The sequence below is a fragment of the Sinomonas albida genome, from assembly GCF_004919045.1.
GTDB classification, from domain to species: Bacteria; Actinomycetota; Actinomycetes; order Actinomycetales; family Micrococcaceae; genus Sinomonas; species Sinomonas albida.
Genome location: NZ_SWDW01000005.1, coordinates 1 through 17,303, shown reverse-complemented (window position 1 = coordinate 17,303; position 17,303 = coordinate 1). Strand labels below are relative to the sequence as shown.

Annotated in this window: 16 protein-coding genes, 1 tRNA gene and 1 other RNA gene; 11 read left to right on the top strand and 7 right to left on the bottom strand. The window is 70.5% G+C overall.

What is annotated here, in order from left to right; translation table 11 throughout:
* Positions 1-144 precede the first annotated feature (144 nt).
* The 3 genes from E6A26_RS06020 to E6A26_RS06010 form a co-directional block, all read right to left on the bottom strand.
* A tRNA-Ser gene (locus E6A26_RS06020) sits at positions 145-229 on the bottom strand.
* A 127-nt stretch (positions 230-356) separates the two neighbouring features.
* Complete coding sequence (locus E6A26_RS06015) at positions 357-1,748, bottom strand: sensor histidine kinase (protein WP_211128976.1); 1,392 nt, start codon at positions 1,746-1,748, stop codon at positions 357-359.
* Between the two features lie 8 nt (positions 1,749-1,756).
* The gene (locus E6A26_RS06010; RefSeq protein WP_136610298.1) at positions 1,757-2,461 is read right to left on the bottom strand and encodes a response regulator transcription factor; all 705 of its coding nucleotides are present in this window, start codon (positions 2,459-2,461) and stop codon (positions 1,757-1,759) included.
* Between the two features lie 254 nt (positions 2,462-2,715).
* Here E6A26_RS06010 and E6A26_RS06005 point away from each other — a divergent pair, with 254 nt between their 5' ends.
* From E6A26_RS06005 to E6A26_RS05980, 6 genes are all read left to right on the top strand, one after another.
* Entirely contained in the window at positions 2,716-3,438 is a 723-nt protein-coding gene (locus E6A26_RS06005; protein ID WP_136610297.1) for a hypothetical protein, read from the top strand.
* 55 nt (positions 3,439-3,493) lie between these two features.
* Positions 3,494-3,590, top strand: an RNA gene (ffs, locus tag E6A26_RS06000) — signal recognition particle sRNA small type.
* 53 nt (positions 3,591-3,643) lie between these two features.
* Positions 3,644-6,958, top strand: a complete 3,315-nt coding sequence (locus tag E6A26_RS05995) for a DNA polymerase III subunit gamma and tau (RefSeq protein ID WP_136610296.1) — start codon at positions 3,644-3,646, stop codon at positions 6,956-6,958.
* A 46-nt stretch (positions 6,959-7,004) separates the two neighbouring features.
* Positions 7,005-7,604: a recombination mediator RecR gene (gene recR, locus E6A26_RS05990; RefSeq protein WP_136610295.1), complete on the top strand. Its 600-nt coding sequence runs from the start codon at positions 7,005-7,007 to the stop codon at positions 7,602-7,604.
* A 51-nt stretch (positions 7,605-7,655) separates the two neighbouring features.
* The gene (locus E6A26_RS05985) at positions 7,656-8,681 is read left to right on the top strand and encodes an isopenicillin N synthase family dioxygenase (protein WP_136610294.1); all 1,026 of its coding nucleotides are present in this window, start codon (positions 7,656-7,658) and stop codon (positions 8,679-8,681) included.
* Between the two features lie 117 nt (positions 8,682-8,798).
* Entirely contained in the window at positions 8,799-10,112 is a 1,314-nt protein-coding gene (locus E6A26_RS05980; RefSeq protein ID WP_136610293.1) for an aspartate kinase, read from the top strand.
* A 110-nt stretch (positions 10,113-10,222) separates the two neighbouring features.
* Here the strand turns inward: E6A26_RS05980 and E6A26_RS05975 are convergent, their stop codons facing one another.
* Both E6A26_RS05975 and E6A26_RS05970 read right to left on the bottom strand, forming a co-directional pair.
* Entirely contained in the window at positions 10,223-10,408 is a 186-nt protein-coding gene (locus E6A26_RS05975; protein ID WP_136610494.1) for a hypothetical protein, read from the bottom strand.
* Positions 10,409-10,568: 160 nt separating this feature from the next.
* The gene (locus E6A26_RS05970; RefSeq protein WP_136610292.1) at positions 10,569-10,793 is read right to left on the bottom strand and encodes a hypothetical protein; all 225 of its coding nucleotides are present in this window, start codon (positions 10,791-10,793) and stop codon (positions 10,569-10,571) included.
* A gap of 88 nt (positions 10,794-10,881) precedes the next feature.
* On the opposite strand from E6A26_RS05970, the gene E6A26_RS05965 reads away from it, so the two are divergent.
* Both E6A26_RS05965 and E6A26_RS05960 read left to right on the top strand, forming a co-directional pair.
* Positions 10,882-11,454: a MarR family winged helix-turn-helix transcriptional regulator gene (locus E6A26_RS05965; RefSeq protein ID WP_136610291.1), complete on the top strand. Its 573-nt coding sequence runs from the start codon at positions 10,882-10,884 to the stop codon at positions 11,452-11,454.
* Between the two features lie 63 nt (positions 11,455-11,517).
* A complete protein-coding gene (locus tag E6A26_RS05960; RefSeq protein ID WP_407695369.1) occupies positions 11,518-12,456 on the top strand; it encodes a 3-methyladenine DNA glycosylase in 939 nt (312 codons plus the stop codon).
* A 26-nt stretch (positions 12,457-12,482) separates the two neighbouring features.
* Here the strand turns inward: E6A26_RS05960 and E6A26_RS05955 are convergent, their stop codons facing one another.
* Positions 12,483-12,878 (bottom strand): YchJ family protein, encoded by a 396-nt coding sequence (locus tag E6A26_RS05955; RefSeq protein WP_136610290.1) that lies wholly within the window; start codon positions 12,876-12,878, stop codon positions 12,483-12,485.
* A 151-nt stretch (positions 12,879-13,029) separates the two neighbouring features.
* Here E6A26_RS05955 and purS point away from each other — a divergent pair, with 151 nt between their 5' ends.
* Genes purS through purL form a run of 3 tightly spaced genes read left to right on the top strand, consistent with a single transcriptional unit; the run spans position 13,030 to position 16,408 of the window.
* Complete coding sequence (purS, locus tag E6A26_RS05950; RefSeq protein ID WP_136610289.1) at positions 13,030-13,320, top strand: phosphoribosylformylglycinamidine synthase subunit PurS; 291 nt, start codon at positions 13,030-13,032, stop codon at positions 13,318-13,320.
* Positions 13,321-13,322: 2 nt separating this feature from the next.
* The gene (gene purQ / locus E6A26_RS05945; RefSeq protein WP_136610288.1) at positions 13,323-14,096 is read left to right on the top strand and encodes a phosphoribosylformylglycinamidine synthase subunit PurQ; all 774 of its coding nucleotides are present in this window, start codon (positions 13,323-13,325) and stop codon (positions 14,094-14,096) included.
* On the top strand, positions 14,093-16,408 hold the full coding sequence (gene purL / locus E6A26_RS05940; RefSeq protein WP_136610287.1) for a phosphoribosylformylglycinamidine synthase subunit PurL: 2,316 nt from the start codon (positions 14,093-14,095) through the stop codon (positions 16,406-16,408). Before purQ ends, purL begins: the two co-directional genes overlap by 4 nt.
* A gap of 283 nt (positions 16,409-16,691) precedes the next feature.
* Here the strand turns inward: purL and E6A26_RS05935 are convergent, their stop codons facing one another.
* Complete coding sequence (locus E6A26_RS05935; protein ID WP_136610286.1) at positions 16,692-16,985, bottom strand: DUF503 domain-containing protein; 294 nt, start codon at positions 16,983-16,985, stop codon at positions 16,692-16,694.
* Between the last annotated feature and the right edge of the window lie 318 nt (positions 16,986-17,303).

The window sequence follows — 17,303 nt, the reverse complement described above, 5'->3', positions numbered from 1 at the left end:
ACGCTTCCACCGGGAAGTGACCCTCGGGCGAACACGGGCTTAAGAGGGACCGAAGTCGCTTCCCGCCAACCGGAGTCGCTTCCTCGCCGTGAAGAGTGCATAAACAGAACGCCCCCGGTCCTCAGACCGGGGGCGTTCGCAACGCGGAGGATGGGGGATTTGAACCCCCGAGGGCGTGAACCCAACACGCGTTCCAGGCGTGCGCCATAGGCCGCTAGGCGAATCCTCCATTGCCCGCTTCACGCCGGCCCAGAAGGGCCGGGCTCGTGCAGAGCAGACTCTAGAATACCCGAGGTTCGCGCATGCTCCGAATCGTGGGCGGCCGCGCGCAAGCCGGCGCCCGGAGCCGTCCGCGTTCACCGGGTCCCCGGCTGGGCTCCTTGCGGACCCGGGCCGACGGGAGCCGGAGCCACCTCTGCCTGCGCGGGAAGCCGAAGCGAGAAGCACGCGCCGCCCTCGGGCGCCCGCCCCGCGGTCAGCACGGCGCCGAGCCGGCCCGCGAGGCGGTGCGCGATCGAGAGCCCGAGCCCAGTCCCCACAGGCCGCTCCCCCGCATAGCGGGCGTGCAGCGCCCCACGTTCGAACGCGTGGGCCAGATCGTCGTCGCTGAGCCCGGGGCCGCCGTCGCGAACTTCGAGGACGACGGCGGGGCCGTCCTGACGTCCGGACAGCACCACGGGCGCCCCCGCGGGCGCGACCCGGAGCGCGTTCTCGACGAGCCCGTCGAGGAGCTGGCGCAGGCGCCGTGCGTCGGTCACCACGAGAAGCGGCCCCCCGACGTCGGCCCTCGCGGCGACGCCCGCGGGCTCCCAGACACCCCGCCACGCCGCCACGACCGCTGGCAGGATCTCGGAGACGTCGACGCTCTGGAAGTCGACGCGGAAATCGTCCGCCTCGAGCCGCGCGAGCTCGAGCAAGTCGCGCACGAAGTGGTCGAGCCGCTCGGTCTCGGCGCCCAAGGTCCGACCGACACGGGCCACCTCCTCGGCGGGGACCACGCCGTCGGCCAACGCCTCCGCATAGCCGCGCAGCGCCGTGAGCGGCGTACGCATCTCGTGCGAGACGGAAAGCAGGAACTCGCGCTGCCGCCCCTCGCTCGCCGCGAGCGAGGCGTCGAGCGCCTCAAGCGCACCGGAGACCTGCATGACCTCGGTAGGGCCACCGCCGTCGACCGCCACGCCGCGCTCGCCACCCGCGAGCCGCCGCGCCGCCGCCGCGACCCGCTCGAGCGGCTTCGCGACCCACCGCGCCACGAGCGCGCCCCCGATCACGGCACACGCGAAGCCGAGCGCGAGGGCCCAGAGAAGCCGCGTGACGAGCGGTCCCGCGGCCTGATTGACAGCGGACACGGGCTCGACGAGCACAAGCCCCCCTCCGGAGGCCAGCGGCCGCGCCTCGACCACGACCAGCGTCCCGCTCACGGTCTCGGTCTGCGAGAAGGACTGCTTCGCAAGGACCTTGTTGACGGCTGTCTGGCTCACGAAGCGCCGGCCCGCGCCCGTCACGCTCCCGTCCGTCTGAACGAGCGCGATTCGGCCCGATTCGCCCACGGCGAGCTCCCGGAGCGACGCGAGGTCCGTCACAGAGCCGGACGCACTGAGCGCCTGGGCCTGCCGCGCGAGGCTCACGCGCGCCTGGTCGACGGCGGCGGCCCGGATGAGCTGGGCCCCCACGAGGCCCGCGACGAGTGTCGCGACGGCAGCGACGGCTGCCGTCACGAGCGTGACCCGAGCATAGAGCGAACGCATCCAGCGCATCATGTGCTTGCCGGCCCGTCTGCGGTCGCACTGTAGCCGACGCCGCGCGAGGTGCGCAGGGGGCTCGCGTCACCCAGCTTGGCGCGGAGCTGCGCGACGTGGACGTCGACCGTGCGCCCGCCCGCGTAGTCGGCCTGCCCCCACACCGCGGAGAGGAGCTGCTCGCGGCTGAACACGCGACCGGGCTGGGACATGAGGTGGGCAAGGAGGTCGAACTCCATCGCGGTCAGTTGCACGGGCTCGCCGTCTGCCTCTGCCGAGCGGCGGCCGAGGTCCAGCCGCACCCGCCCAACGCTCAGGACCCGCGGCGCCTGCGGCCCGGCGGCGCGGCGGAGCACGCTGCGCACTCGCGCCACGAGCTCACGCGGGGAGAACGGCTTGGTGAGGTAGTCGTCGGCTCCGAGCTCGAGGCCCAGGACGCGGTCCACCTCGTCGTCGCGGGCTGTGACGAAGAGGACAGGCGTCCAGTCGTCCTCCTCGCGGAGGCGGCGGCAGATCTCGACCCCGTCGAGGCCCGGGAGACCCACATCGAGAACGACCGCAACCGGCCGGAGCTGCCGAATCCGAGCAAGGGCCATCGTGCCGTCGCGCTCCACGTGCACGCCGAAGCCTGCCCGCGCGAGGTAGAGCCGCTCGAGGTCCGCGATGGCGTGCTCGTCCTCGACCACGAGCACCAGTCCGCGCCCCTCGCCCGAGTTCTCCACGTCACCATTCAAGCGCACGACGGCGGCCCTCACCCCGTGTGCTGGCCCCCCGCCGAGGGACTTTACATTCCTCGAACATGGGCCGAACACAGTCCTTGCGGTGCGTTGGGAGCATCAAGTCATGGGCCGGCGGCGGGCCGGCCGAACCAGAGCACATTCCCGTCAGGGCACATTCTCGACAAGGCACATTCCGACTGGGACAAGTTCCCCTTGTGGAACAGGTTCCCGTTGGCAACAGAGTGAAAGGACCGACCATGGACCAGAACACGACCGAGACTCCGTGGGCCACTCCCCGGCGGAAGCGCATGGGACGCCGCGTTGCTGCCGGGGCTGCCTCGGCACTCGCCGCGGCGCTGCTCGCGGGCGGAGGCATCGCCGTCGCCCTCCAGGCCCAGAACGCGCAGGGTCCTGCGAGCGCGGCCGCGGACACGGCTGGAAGCGACGAGTCTCTCGCGAGCCTGACCTCCCTCGACGAGCTCAGCTCGGACGTCACCGCGGCAGACAGCGGACCGGCGCAGGCCGACGTCGCCCAGCCGGCAGCGCTCGTGGCACCCGCTGCGGCGTCGTCTGCGTCGCCGGCGCCGTCGGCGTCTTCGGCCAAGGCGCACCCGGCGCGGACAGCCTTGCGGCGGGCCCTCGCCGTCATCATTCGCCAGGACGGGCAGAGCACGTACGGCCAGCATGCGCAGAACGCGGCCCGCGCGCTCGTCAACCGCTACCCGGGCGCGTTCCGCAGGCTCCCCGAGAAGCTGCGCCAGGACCTCTGGACGCTCGCCGGCGCGTCCGGCTCCCAAGAGGTGACCGACGCGCAGACGATCAAGAACAACGCCCTCAACGGCACGTATGGTGCGGCCGTCCAGAAGCTGGCCGAGGCCATCCAGAAGGCACCTGCGAAGCCCAAGTCCGCGACCCCGGCTCCTAGCACCGCGCCGAGCCCGAGCACCACACCGAGCCCGAGCCCGACATCGGGGAGCTGACCCCCCCGGGCGCAGCGCCGGTTCGAGCCATGGGTTGAACTCCGCTAAGATGGAACCCAGCCCCTCATGTGGCGTCATCCTGCTGAACTCCCCCAGGACCGGAAGGTAGCAAGGGTAAGTGGGCTCTGGCGGGTGCATGAGGGGCCTTTTCATACCTGTGGATAACCCGCTCAGGGTGTCGGTCCAGATTGGTAGGGTTTCCTCTGTGAGTTCTCCGACTGCCCTCTATCGCCGGTATCGACCGGACACGTTCCAGGACGTGATCGGGCAGGAGCATGTCACCGAACCACTCATGACCGCGCTCCGCAAGGATCGCGTCAACCATGCCTACCTCTTCTCCGGGCCCCGGGGCTGCGGCAAGACGACGTCGGCCCGCATCCTGGCGCGCTGCCTCAACTGCGAGAAGGGCCCCACGCCCGAACCCTGCGGCGTGTGCCCAAGTTGCGTCGAGCTCGCGCGGGGCGGCGTCGGCTCGCTCGACGTCATCGAGATCGACGCGGCGAGCCACGGCGGCGTGGATGACGCGCGGGACCTCCGCGAGCGGGCGACGTTCGCCCCCGTGCGCGACCGCTACAAGATCTTCATCATCGACGAGGCCCACATGGTCACGTCGGCCGGGTTCAACGCGCTCCTCAAGATCGTCGAGGAGCCCCCGGAGCACATCAAGTTCATCTTCGCGACGACGGAGCCGGACAAGGTCATCGGCACCATCCGCTCGCGCACCCATCACTATCCGTTCCGCCTCGTGCCGCCCGAGCCGCTCATGGCGTACCTCGAACAGCTGTGCGCGGCCGAGCAGGTGCCAGTAGAGCCCGGCGTGCTCTCCCTCGTGGTGCGCGCCGGCGGAGGTTCGGTACGCGACTCGCTCTCCGTGCTGGACCAGCTCATGGCGGGCGCAGGGACTCAGGGGATCGACTACGAGCTCGCGGTCGCCCTCCTGGGCTACACGCACGCCGCGCTGCTCGACGACGTGGTGGACGCCGTGGCTGCAGGCGATTCCGCCACCGTCTTCCGCGCCGTGGACCGCGTGATCCAGACCGGCCACGATCCGCGCCGCTTCGTCGAGGACCTGCTCGAACGGTTCCGCGACCTCATCATCGTGCGCGCCCTACCGGACGCGGCGGAGTCGATCCTGCGCGGGGTTCCGGCTGACCAGCTTGGCCGGATGCGCACCCAGGCCCAGGCGATCGGGGCGTCCGAGCTCTCGCGCGCTGCGGACGTCACTAACGCGGCTTTCAACGAGATGACGGGCGCTACGTCACCGCGGCTCCACCTTGAACTGCTCTGCGCGCGTCTCATGCTCCCCGCGGCCGACGGCGACCAGGGCCTCGCCGCGCGCCTCGACCGGCTCGAGCGGCGGATGGCCTTCGGCGAGCCTGTCGAGGCAACCGCGGGGACGGTTCGGGCCACGCCTTCGGGCGTCGTGGCGAGCCCCGGGTCAGAGAAGCCCGCGGCGGAGCCCGCACCGGAGCGCGCTGCCCAGAGCACTGAATCCGGGGTGTCGGCCAAGCCCATCGAGCCGTCCGTGGCCTCCTCCGCGCCGTCGGGTGAGGCCGAGACGACCCGTCAAGAAGCGACAGCACGGCCTGAGCCCGCCCCTCGCGAGGCAGGCCCCGAGGACACCCGTCCGGGAAGCGCTTCTGCCGGCGCGAACGTGAGGTCCGCACCGCCGGTGTCGGCCGCCGCCCCGGAGGCGTCTGAGGCTTCGCCTTCGGCTCCCCAGCCGGCTGCCCCGGCCGCCCGGTCTGCCGCCGCGGCTCCTCCTTCAGCCGCCGCGCCCACTGCCACCGGGCCCGCCACTCGGTCCCCGTCCGCTCCGAGTGGCGCGAACTCAGGCGGGTCGGGGAGCGTCGAGATGTTCCGCCGCGCGTGGCCCGAGGTTCTCGAGGCCCTCGCGAGCATCAAGCGCCTCACGTGGATTCTCGTCAGCCAGAACGCCAACGTCGCTGGCTTCGACGGGCGGACGCTCACGCTGGCATTCGCGAATTCGGGCTCCGCCGGCTCGTTCTCGCGGGGCGACCACTCGGACAACGTCCGCCGCGCCGTCCAGAAGGTGCTGGGCGCCGACGTCCAGATCGACGCGACGACCGGCGGCAACGGCCCGTCTCCCGCCGCCGCGAGAGGGGCTGAGTCCGGCCCAAAAGCGCCGGCTGAACCGACCCCGCGCTCTGCCGCGCCCGAAAACGCCGCACGACAGCCCGCCGCGCCCGAAAGCGCCGCACGACAGCCCGCCGCACCACAGTCTGCGGCGCCGCAGCCCGCAGAGTTCAGCGCTCCATCCGACCCTGGCCGCCCCGCACTGGCAGCCAACCCCGCACAGGCGGCTCCCCGCGAGCCCGCCGCGCCGTCCGCAGCGGACATCGCCTGGGGGCTGGCTTCCGCCCCGCCCGCATCGGTCGGACAGAGCAAGGCCGAACAGGGCACCCCTGGGCCGGACACCGCTGGCCAGAACACCACTGAGCAGCGGACCGCTGGGCAGCGGTCCGCTGGGCAGGGCAACACAGGGCAGAGCACCACTGGGCTGAACTCTGGAGACGAGGCGAGCGCCGGCGAGGCGAACGCCGACCGGACGGGCACAGCACAGCCTCGCCCCGAGCAGGATCGACTCGGAGCACGGCCTGCCTCCCCTGACGGCACCGCCGGCCAGGGCCCTGCGGCTGGACCATCCGCGCCACCGCCAGCGACGGAACGACGCACCGCGACCCGGCCTGCGGCAGCCCCGGAACGAACGCCGGCGGTCCCCGCGAGCACTGGGCCGTCGGACCCGTATGCCGACATCCCCTACGGCGACGATGAGCCGCCCGCCGACTGGGACGAGCCGCTCCCCGAGGACGAGGGCTGGCGGAGCCCGTCGCCGAGCCGCGGCGGGCAGCCGCAGTCCATCCCGTCGCCCGCGCCTTCGCGAGGCCCGGCGTCGCCGGACGCAGCCGGCAGCACCTCGAGCGAACCGACGGGCCGTCCGGGGGCACGCAGGCCGGATTCCGGCGGACCGGACGCCGGCGAGTCCGGTTCCGGCAAGACGACCAACGATCCATGGGCCTACGCCCGGGAGTCCGCGCCCGGCGTCTGGACCGTGGGCTCAGAGCCGAACATGCCGACCGAATCGCAAGACGCTGCGCTCCCTGAGGCAACGTCCGCGCCCGAGCCGTCGTCGCCGTCGTACGCGCCCGCCGCGGCCCAGCCGCCCGCGCGTCCCGCTTCGCAAGACCGGCAGACGGCAGCGCCGAGCCAGCCACCCGCATCGGCCCACGGCGAGCCGGGCCCAGCCCCCACCGGCGGGAAGCCGCTCAGCATGTACCAGCGGCTCTCGCAGCGCGCTGCCCAAGAACGCGGCGTAGGCCAACCGGTGAGTGCACCCGCCCCGGCCCAGGCGCGCCCCGTGGTGGAGGACATCCCGAGCGCGGACGACGAGACGGTCGAGGATTCGGGGCTCTTCGGCCGCGCCGCCGTCGAACGGATCCTCGGCGGCAAGCTCGTCGAGGAGCGCGCCCACGACGGCACGGTGATCCCGCCTCGCTGACGTTGGCTGACGCAGTTGAAGCCGGCGCAGGCGGTAGCGTAGTGGGGTGTATGAAGGCGCAGTCCAAGACCTAATCGACGAGCTCGGGAGACTCCCCGGCATCGGGCCCAAGTCGGCCCAGCGCCTCGCCTTCCACATCCTCGAAGCGGACGCCGACGATATGAAGCGGCTCGTGGCCGCAATCACCGTCGTCAAGGAGCGCGTGAAGTTCTGCCAGATCTGCGGCAACGTCTCCGAGCAGGAGACGTGCTCGATCTGCCGGGACTCGCGCCGCGACCCGAGCGTCATCTGCGTTGTCGAAGAATCCAAGGACGTGGTCGCGGTCGAGCGCACGCGCGCCTACCGCGGCCGCTACCACGTGCTCGGCGGTGCCATCAACCCCATCGCGGGAATCGGGCCGGACCAGCTGCGCATCCGCGAGCTCCTCGGCCGCCTCAACGACGACGCCGTGACCGAGGTCATCATCGCCACCAACCCGAACCTCGAGGGCGAGGCCACGTCCACCTATCTCGCGCGGATGCTGCAGAGCATCGGCATCAAGGTCACGCGGCTCGCCTCGGGGCTGCCCGTGGGCGGCGACCTCGAATATGCCGACGAGATCACGTTGGGCCGCGCGTTCGAGGGACGGCGCAGCGCGATCGGCTGACGTTGTGACAAAACATTACGCTCCCACCGGCGGCCGGAGCATGCTGGACCTATGAGCACACCACGCACATCGGTCCCCGTTCTCGACCTCGCCACCGCGAGGGGCCGCGACGGCAAGTTCACCCCCCAGTTCCTCGACGCCCTCCGCGATGCCGCGCACAACGTCGGCTTCTTTCAGGTGGTCGGCTACGGCGGCCGGCCCGGACAGGACCAAGAACTCCTCGACACCGTCGCCGAGTTCTTCCGCCTCCCGCTCGAGGACCGCCTGGCCCTCGACAATCGGACCTCAGCCCAGTTCCGCGGCTACACCCGGCTCGGCACGGAGGTCACGCAGGGGCGCGCGGACTCGCGCGAGCAGATCGACTACGGGCCCGACCGCGAACCGCTCGACGACGTTCCCGCAGACCAGCCCTACCTCGGGCTTCAAGGCCACAACCAGTGGCCAGCGCGCTTCCCCGAGCTCGAAAAGGCCGCGATGGGCTGGGCAGAGCTCATGTCCACCGTCGGGGCCGAGCTGCTCTCCGCCATCTCGGTAGCGATCGGGCTCCCCGAGGACCACTTCGACCGCGCGTTCTCCGGTACGCCCGCGTGGATGGGCAAGCTCGTGCACTATGTGGGCGGCGGCTTGGTGCCCGAGGCCGGCGACCAGGGCGTGGGCGCCCACGCTGACTACGGCTTCGTGACACTGCTCCTCCAGGACTCCGTGGGCGGCCTCGAGGTCAAGCCGTACGGGCAGTCCGAGTGGATCGACGTCCCGCCGACGCCCGGCGCGCTCGTGGTGAACCTCGGCGAGATGCTCGAGGTCGCGACCGACGGTTACCTCATGGCCACCATCCACCGAGTCACGGCGCCGCCCGCGGGCGTGGACCGCTACTCGGTGCCGTTCTTCTGGTCGCCGCGCCTCGACGCGGTGATCGACAAGGTCGAGCTCCCGGCGGACCTTGCCGCGGAGGCCCGCGGCGTCTCCGACGACCCCACGAACCCGATGCTCGCCTCCTACGGCGCGAACGTCCTCAAGGGCTGGCTCCGCGCCCACCCGGAGACGGCTCGGCGGCACTATCCGCAGCTCGCCCGCTGACCGACGGCAGCGGCAGGGCGCGCGCCAGCCTAACCGTCACACTGTGAAGCTCGAAGAGGCCTGCCGATAGAATTGCAGCGAATCTCCGCTCCCCTACGTCCCAGTGAGTGTGCCCGTATGTCGCTTCCTCCTGTGCTGCCCGCCAAGCAACTCGTCGTCCAGAAGTTCGGCGGGTCCTCGGTCGCCGACGCGGCGGGCGTCAAGCGGGTCGCGCAGCGCGTCGTGGACTACCACGAGGCTGGCCACGAGGTCGTCGTCGTGGTCTCCGCGATGGGTGACACCACTGACGAGCTCCTGGACCTCGCCGCGCAGATCACCGACAGCGCCCCTGCCCGCGAGATGGACATGCTCCTCTCGGCCGGCGAGCGCATGTCCATGGCGCTCCTCGCGATGGCCATCGACGAGCTGGGGCACAGGGCGCAGTCGTTCACGGGCTCGCAGGCCGGCATGATCACGGACGGCACGCACGGCAAGGCACGCATCATCGAGGTCGACCCGCACCGCATCAGGACCTCGCTCGACAAGGGCAACATCGCGATCGTCGCGGGCTTCCAGGGCGTGAGCCACGAGAGCCACGACATCACGACGCTGGGGCGCGGTGGCTCGGACACGACCGCGGTCGCGCTCGCTGCGGCCCTCGAGGCCGACGTCTGCGAGATCTACACCGACGTGGACGGCGTCTACACCGCCGATCCGCGCGTGGTGCCGTCCGCGCGCAAGATCGAGACGATCTCGAGCGAGGAGATGCTCGAGCTCGCCGCGTCCGGCGCGAAAATCCTCCACCTGCGCTGCGTCGAGTACGCGCGCCGCTTCGGGGTTCCGCTCCACGTGCGGTCCTCGTTCAGCCACCGCGAGGGGACGTGGGTCCTGCCCGCCCCGGAAGACAAGATCACGATCAACGAGGGAGTCGCCTTGGAACAGCCCATCATCTCCGGCGTCGCGCACGACCGATCAGAGGCCAAGGTCACCGTGGTCGGCGTCCCCGACATCCCGGGCAAGGCGGCCGCGATCTTCCAGGTCATCGCGAAGGCGAACTCGAACATCGACATGATCGTCCAGAACGTCTCGACATTCGGGCGCGGCAAGACGGACATCTCCTTCACGCTCCCGATCATCGAGGGCGCGAGCGCGCTGAACGCCCTCCGGGCGGCCCAGCCGGAGATCGGCTTCGAGGACATCGAGTACAACGCCGAGATCGGCAAACTCTCGCTCATCGGCGCGGGCATGCGCTCCCACCCCGGCGTCTCCGCCACGTTCTTCAAGGCGCTCTCCGACGCGGGCATCAACATCGACATGATCTCGACCTCGGAGATCCGCATCTCCGTGGTGACCCGCGCCGACCTGCTCGACGCCGCGGTCCGCGCGATCCACACGGCGTTCAACCTCGACGCCGAGATCGAGGCCACCGTGTACGGCGGCACCGGCCGCTGACCCCGAGGCTCGACCCCGGGCGCCGCGAGTGCCCGGGTTCCCCTTGAATCGCTGAACGGACGACGGCGGGCGCGCACCCGCCGTCGTCCGTTCACGTCTGAGCCTCTTGCTCAGCGCTCCTCGTCGGACTTCCGGACGGCATAGTGGTGGCCTTCGGAATCCGTCTCGACCTCGAAGGTCCGCAGCTCTTCCTCGGATGCCTCTTCGTATTCGTCGTGCTTGTGGACCACGGGGGCGCTGATGTCTCCGCGATGCGGGAAGACGAGAATCTTCGCCGCGCGCTCCGTCGCGTCCATGAACTTGCCCAGGACACTGTGCTCGTGCTCGCCGGTCTTCTGCACCGGAGCCTCGGGATGCTTCCGCGAATCGGGCATGTCATCACCCCCTCCCGCTTTGCGCCATTTTACGCCCGGTGTGACGCAGGGCTCAGGCCGGACGGAGGCGTTTTCGGCTCGCTCAGCGCAGGGAGCGGTCCGTGGGATCCTTCGGGACCACGTACGTGCTGCCGTCGGCGCGCGTGATCGTCTCCCACTGCTGGGCCTCGGCTTCGCGCTGGGCGAGGACGGCCTTGCTCTGCTCCGTCATCTCGCCGACGGTGGTGCCGCGATGGGCGGGGCCGAAGACGGCGCGGAGGCGACCGGTGGCGCGCATGAACCGTTGGACGAAGTTCTCCTGAGCCATGTCCTGTCCTTCGGGTGCTTGGGTCCGTTCGGAATGGGTACTCATCACATAGTACCCTGATTGTTAGTGCACTAATTAATGGAGACGCATGCTGCCCCCCGAGACCGATACGCCCACGGACGATCTCCTCCTCGAACGCCAGCTGTGCTTCGCCCTGAGCGTCGCGAGCCGGAGCGTCGTGGCGGCCTACCGCCCCGTGCTGGAGCCCATGGGACTCACGCATCCGCAGTACCTCGTGATGCTCGCGCTCTGGGAGCGGAGCCCGCGCACCGTGCGCGACATCAGCGAAGCGCTGCTGCTCGAGCCCGCGACCGTGACGCCGCTCCTCAAGCGGCTCGAGGAGTCCGGGCTCGTGACGCGCGCGCGGAAGGCCGGGGACGAGCGTGCCCTCGACGTCGCACTCACTCCGGCGGGGCGCGAGCTGCGCAACCGGGCGCTCGCTGTGCCCGTGACGATGATGTCCCGGCTCAACATCTCGCGCGAGGACGCCGAGGAGCTGCACCAGTCCATGATGAAACTCATCGGCGCGGCGCAGGCGAGCCGGGGCCTCGACGGCACGGTCCCGCGGCCGACTTCCCCAGCGACGTTCCCAACTTCCCCAGCTTTAGAGACGACGACGGCGCGACCTGCCGGTGAATTCCAGCAACCCGCCGCGGATTGAAGCTTAAAGCTGGTGAACAAGGCGCAAAAGTTGGGGAACTCGGCGGGCGAGGATAATGGAGTGGTGCCTTTGCCCGCTCCGGTCGCCCCCGCCGTCGTCCTCCACGAGGACGAGTGGCTGCCGCGCGCCCAGGCCCACGCCGAACGGGCCGCGCGATTCGCCGAGCCGTTCGTCGCGCGGCGGAACGCGCGGAAGAAGCACCCGGTCGAGGACTTCCTGTTCACGTACTACACCCACAAGCCGGGGCAGCTTGGGCGCTGGCACCCAGGCGCGGGCGTCGCGCTCGCGGGCGACGGCGCTGCGGAGCGGCTCGGCTGGAAGCACTACCGCGCGCTCACGGACGCCGAGCGCGAGGCCGCGGGCGTGCGGGAGAGGACGCCCGCCGTCGTCCTCGATGCGGAGGGGTACGTCGCCGAGCGCGAGGAGACCGTGCGCTTCAGCCGCGTCATCCTGAGCGGAACGGCTCAGCGGCCCGCGCAGTTCGGCTGCTTCGGACTGCACGAATGGGCCATGGCGTACCACTCGGAGAAGTTCGGGATCCGGCACGAGTACCTCCCGCTTCGGCTCGGCGCTGAGGGGACCGACCGCGTGGTCGAGGAGAGCCGGATCCGGTGCACGCACTTCGACGCGTTCCGCTTCTACACGCCGGACGCCGCGCCCCGCAACGAGCTCCAGCCCACGCGCGAGACGCAGCGACACCTCGAACAGCCCGGCTGCCTGCACGCGAACATGGACCTCTACAAGTGGGCGTACAAGCTCGGGGCTGCGGTGCCCGGCGAGCTGCTCATGGACTGCTTCGAGCTCGCCCAGCGCATCCGCGAGATGGACATGCAGGCCTCGCCCTACGACCTCAGCGACTGGGGCTACTCCCCCATCCGCATCGAGACGCCCGCCGGGAAGGCAGAGTACGTCGAGCTCCAGCGCGGCTTCGCGTCCGAGGCTGCGGTGCTGCGCGAACGACTGACGACGGCGATCGCCCCCTTGGCGTCGCTCCTCCCCTGACGGGGTCGCTGGACCCGGCTATCCGGCTAGACGGCCTCGACGTAGAGCCAACGCCCGTCCTCGCGCACAAAACGCGAGGTCTCCCGCATGACTCCCCGCCCGCCGTCGTCCGTGTAATGGGCGGCGAACTCGACAATCCCTGCGCCGTCGAACGGACCGCCCGCCTCGACGCGGACGACGGCGAGGCGTCGCCACCGCGTGCCGTCGTCGAGTTCCAGCGTGGCCGGCCGGGTCGACGGATGCCACGTGGCGAGAAGGTAGTCCGCCATGCCGGGTTCGGGGGCGAGCGCGAACGCGCTGAACCGCGAGCGCATGAGGGCCTCCGCGGTCGGTGCGGCCCCGCCGGCATGGAAGCGGCCGCAGCACGAACCATAGGTCTCGCCGGTGCCGCAGGGGCAGCGGGAATCGGGATCGAACGTCACGGACCCAAGATTAGCTCCGGGATTCCGGCGGTCTGGGGCCCCTCCGGTAGAATCGGGGCTGCAAGCTCGCGGAGTTCACTGTCCCGCGCTCGGCGTGACGGGGCACTCCCAGTGGCTTGCCCACTCACCCTCAAGCACAGGAGCCTCCTCGATGCCCCGGATCGTTGTCGATGTCATGCCGAAACCCGAGATTCTCGACCCCCAGGGGAAGGCGATCGTGGGTGCCCTTCCGCGGCTCGGCTTCACGGCCTTCAGCGGTGTTCGCCAGGGCAAGCGCTTCGAGCTGACCGTGGACGGCGAGGTGACCGAGGAGATCCTCGAGCAGGCCCGCAACGCCGCCGCGACGATGCTCTCCAACCCCGTGATCGAAGATGTGGTCAACGTCGAGGTCCTCGACGAGACGGCGTCGGAGGACGTCGCGGGCGCCCCCGAGGCGGTCTGAGCATGAGCGAAACCCCTCTCATTGCGGACCTCGGCGGATCCGAGACCGCGCCGCTGACGGATGCCAAGATCGGCGTCGTCACGTTCCCCGGCACGCTCGACGACCGCGACGCCGCGCGGGCCGTGCGGCTTGCGGGCGCGACCCCCGTCCCGCTGTGGCACGCGGACACGGATCCCGCTGCGCTCCGTGGCGTCGACGCCGTCGTCATCCCCGGCGGCTTCTCCTACGGCGACTACCTGCGCGCGGGCGCGATCGCGCGGTTCGCGCCGCTCATGGCGAAGATCGTCGACGCCGCGAACTCGATCGACAAGCTGCCCGTGCTCGGCATCTGCAATGGATTCCAGATCCTCACCGAGGCTCACCTCCTGCCGGGGTCGATGGTCAAGAACGACCACCTCAAGTTCATCTGCCGCGACCAGACGCTCCGGGTCGAGAACAACCGCACCGCGTGGACCAACCAGTACGCGGACGGCCAGGAGATCACGATCGTCCTCAAGAACCAGGACGGCCAGTACGTCGCGGACGAGAAGACGCTCGACGAGCTCGAGGCCGAGGGCCGCGTCGCGTTCCGCTATGTCGGCTGGAACCCGAACGGCTCGCGCCGCGGGATCGCCGGCATCACCAACTCGGCGGGCAACGTCGTGGGCCTCATGCCGCACCCCGAGCACGCCGTCGAGCCTGGTTTCGGCCCCCTCGGCGCCGACGGACACTACAGCACCGACGGCCTCGGCTTCTTCGCGTCCGTCCTCAGCCAGCTCGTGGGAGAGGCAAAGTGAGCGAGACAACTGTGCAGAAGTTCAACATCGACACCGTCGAGCACGCCGCGGGGACCCCGGACGTCGAACTGCCCTGGGCCGAGCTGGGCCTCAAGCAGAACGAGTTCGAGGAGATCGTCAAGCTCCTCGACCGCCGGCCCACCGCCGCCGAGCTCGCGATGTACTCGGTCATGTGGAGCGAGCACTGCTCCTACAAGTCCTCGAAGGTGCACCTCCGCCAGTTCGGCGAGAAGCTCACGGACGAGATGAAGAAGGACATGATGGTGGGCATCGGCGAGAACGCCGGTGTGACCGACCTCGGCGACGGCTGGGCCGTCACGTTCAAGGTCGAGTCCCACAACCACCCCTCGTTCGTCGAGCCGTACCAGGGCGCCGCGACCGGCATCGGTGGCATCGTGCGCGACATCATCTCGATGGGTGCGCGCCCCGTGGCCGTCATGGACCCGCTGCGCTTCGGCGCGATCGACCACCCGGACACGGCCCGCCTCGTGCACGGCATCGTCTCGGGCATCGGCGGCTACGGCAACTCGCTCGGCCTGCCGAACATCGGCGGCGAGGTCGTATTCGACTCCGTGTACCAGGCCAACCCCCTCGTGAACGCACTCGCCGTCGGCGTCCTCCGCCACGAGGACCTGCGCCTCGCGAACGCGTCCGGCGTGGGGAACCGCGTGGTGCTGTTCGGCGCGCGCACGGGCGGCGACGGGATCGGCGGGGCCTCTGTTCTGGCTTCCGAGTCCTTCGACGACTCGAAGCCCTCGAAGCGCCCCGCCGTCCAGGTCGGCGACCCGTTCGCGGAGAAGGTGCTCATCGAGTGCTGCCTCGAGCTCTTCAAGCACTCGCTCGTCGAGGGCATCCAGGACCTCGGCGCCGCCGGCATTTCGTGCGCGACGTCGGAGCTCGCCTCGAACGGCGAGGGCGGCATGCGCGTCGAGCTCACGAACGTCCTGCTCCGCGACCCGACCCTGACGCCGGGCGAGATCCTCATGTCCGAGTCGCAGGAACGCATGATGGCGGTCGTGACGCCGGAGAACGTGGCCGAGTTCGAGAAGGTCATGGAGAAGTGGAACGTCGAGTTCTCGTGGCTCGGCGAGGTCACGGATTCGGGCCGGCTCGTCATCACGTGGGAAGGCGCGACGATCGTCGACGTCGACCCCCGGACCGTCGCGCACGAGGGCCCGGTCTACAACCGCCCGTTCAACCGGCCCGAGTGGCTCGATCAGGTCCAGGCGGACGGCTTCCGCGCGTCGCACGCCGGCGCGGACCTGCCCGCGGCCGGCGACCAGCTCAGGGCCGCCGTGCTTGAGCTCATGGCGTCGCCGAACATGTGCGACAAGTCGTGGGTCACGAAGCAGTACGACCACTACGTGGGCGGCAACACGGCCCTCGCGTCCCCCGACGACGCCGGCGTGATTCGCGTCGACGAGGAGACCGGGCTCGGCGTCGCGATCTCGACGGACGCGAACGGCCGCTACGCGTACCTCGACCCCTACACCGGCGCGCAGCTCGCGCTCGCGGAGTCGTACCGGAACGTCGCGACGTCCGGCGCCGTGCCGATGGCCGTGACCGACTGCCTCAACTTCGGCTCCCCCGAGGACCCCGAGGTCATGTGGCAGTTCGCGGAGGCCGTGCGCGGCCTCGCCGACGCGTGCCAGACGCTGGGCATCCCGGTGACGGGCGGCAACGTCTCGCTCTACAACCAGACAGGCACCACGGCGATCCACCCCACCCCGGTGGTCGGCGTCCTGGGCAAGTTCGACGACGTCGATCGCCGCACGCCCTCGGGCTGGCAACAGAACGCGGACGGCCAAGCGATCTACCTCCTCGGCACCACGCGCGACGAGCTGGACGGCTCAGAGTTCGCGAACCTGCGCGGGCACCTCGGGGGCCTGCCGCCGAAGCTCGACCTCGAGGCGGAGAAGACGCTCGGCGCGATCCTCATCAACGCCTCGCGCGACGGCATGATCGACTCGGCCCACGACCTTTCCGAGGGCGGCCTCGCCGCGGCCCTGTCCGAGATGGTCCTCCGCTTCGGCGTCGGGGCGCGCATTGCGCTCGACGACCTGTGCGCGCGCGACGGCGTGGATGCGTTCACGGCGCTGTTCTCGGAGTCGCAGGCACGCGCCGTCGTCGCCGTCCCGCGCTCCGAGGAGGTGCGCTTCAACGACATGGCCACCGCCCGCCAGTTCCCGGTGGTGCGCCTCGGCGTCGTCGATGTCCTGGCCACCGCGCTCGAGGTCCAGGGCCTCTTCGACCTGCCGATCGCCGAGCTGCGCGAGGCGCACGAGGGGACGCTGCCGAAGCACTTCGGCTGAGCTCTCTCGGCGTAGCGGGATCGCCCCGCCCTTCGGATCCTGCCCCCTGCGCCAGCGGGGAGCGAAGTCCGAAGGGCGGGGCGTTTCCGTTCTGACCCGTGCGCTGGGATCCGTGCGCGGTCGCCCGGCGCGCTGGGATCCGTGCGCCGTGGCCCGTGCGGGCGGGCCCAGACCCGCTCAGTCAGTCGTCGCTCGCGCCCTGACCGGCGCGCCAGGGTCCAGACCTGCCTGGTCAGTCGTCGCTCGCGCCCTGACCGGCGCGCCAGGGTCCAGACCTGCCTGGTCAGTCGTCGCTGCGGAGCTCCCGGCGGCGGGCGCTCAGAAGGTCCAGCTCCGGGCGGCCGGCGACAAAACGTTCGACGGCGTCGAGCACCTCGACCGCGTGGGTCCGGTCCGCCGTGACGAGCACCGCGCCGAGTTCGGCCCGGCGATAGAGCTCCTGCGCGCCAACCTCTGCGGCCGAGACGTCGAATCGCCGCCGCAGCTCGCCCACGAGCGGACGCACGATCGCGCGCTTCTCCTTGAGCGTGTGCACGTCCCCGAGGAGGATGTCGAACTCGATCCACGCGATCCACATGCGCCCATTCTCCCCGCCACCCCATTCGTCTCGGGTACAGATACCCTCGCCCACAGCCATCTCGGGTACAGATACCCTCGCCCACAGCCATCTCGGGTACAGATACCTCCGCCCACAGCCATCTCGGGTACAGCTACCTCCGCCCACAGCCATCTCGGGTACAGCTACCTCCGCCCACAGCCATTTCGGGTGGGACTGTCAGTTAAACGGTGTGCGGGGCCTTGGCGGTTTCAGTGAGTGGTTCTCTCGAACCGGTCCGCGAAGGTGATCGCGAACGCGTTGAGGGCTGGCTTCCACCTGATCGCCCAGCGTGCCCTG

Bases quoted from the DNA above. Each gene is read 5' to 3' on its own strand.
- E6A26_RS05985 (WP_136610294.1), top strand. From the start codon at position 7,656: ATGAGCACACCACGCACATCGGTCCCCGTTCTCGACCTCGCCACCGCG.
- purS (WP_136610289.1), top strand. From the start codon at position 13,030: ATGCCCCGGATCGTTGTCGATGTCATGCCGAAACCCGAGATTCTCGAC.
- purQ (WP_136610288.1), top strand. From the start codon at position 13,323: ATGAGCGAAACCCCTCTCATTGCGGACCTCGGCGGATCCGAGACCGCG.
- E6A26_RS05935 (WP_136610286.1), bottom strand. From the start codon at position 16,985: ATGTGGATCGCGTGGATCGAGTTCGACATCCTCCTCGGGGACGTGCAC.
- E6A26_RS05980 (WP_136610293.1), top strand. From the start codon at position 8,799: ATGTCGCTTCCTCCTGTGCTGCCCGCCAAGCAACTCGTCGTCCAGAAG.
- E6A26_RS06005 (WP_136610297.1), top strand. From the start codon at position 2,716: ATGGACCAGAACACGACCGAGACTCCGTGGGCCACTCCCCGGCGGAAG.
- E6A26_RS05965 (WP_136610291.1), top strand. From the start codon at position 10,882: ATGCTGCCCCCCGAGACCGATACGCCCACGGACGATCTCCTCCTCGAA.
- E6A26_RS05975 (WP_136610494.1), bottom strand. From the start codon at position 10,408: ATGGACGCGACGGAGCGCGCGGCGAAGATTCTCGTCTTCCCGCATCGC.
- E6A26_RS05970 (WP_136610292.1), bottom strand. From the start codon at position 10,793: ATGGCTCAGGAGAACTTCGTCCAACGGTTCATGCGCGCCACCGGTCGC.
- E6A26_RS06015 (WP_211128976.1), bottom strand. From the start codon at position 1,748: ATGCGTTCGCTCTATGCTCGGGTCACGCTCGTGACGGCAGCCGTCGCT.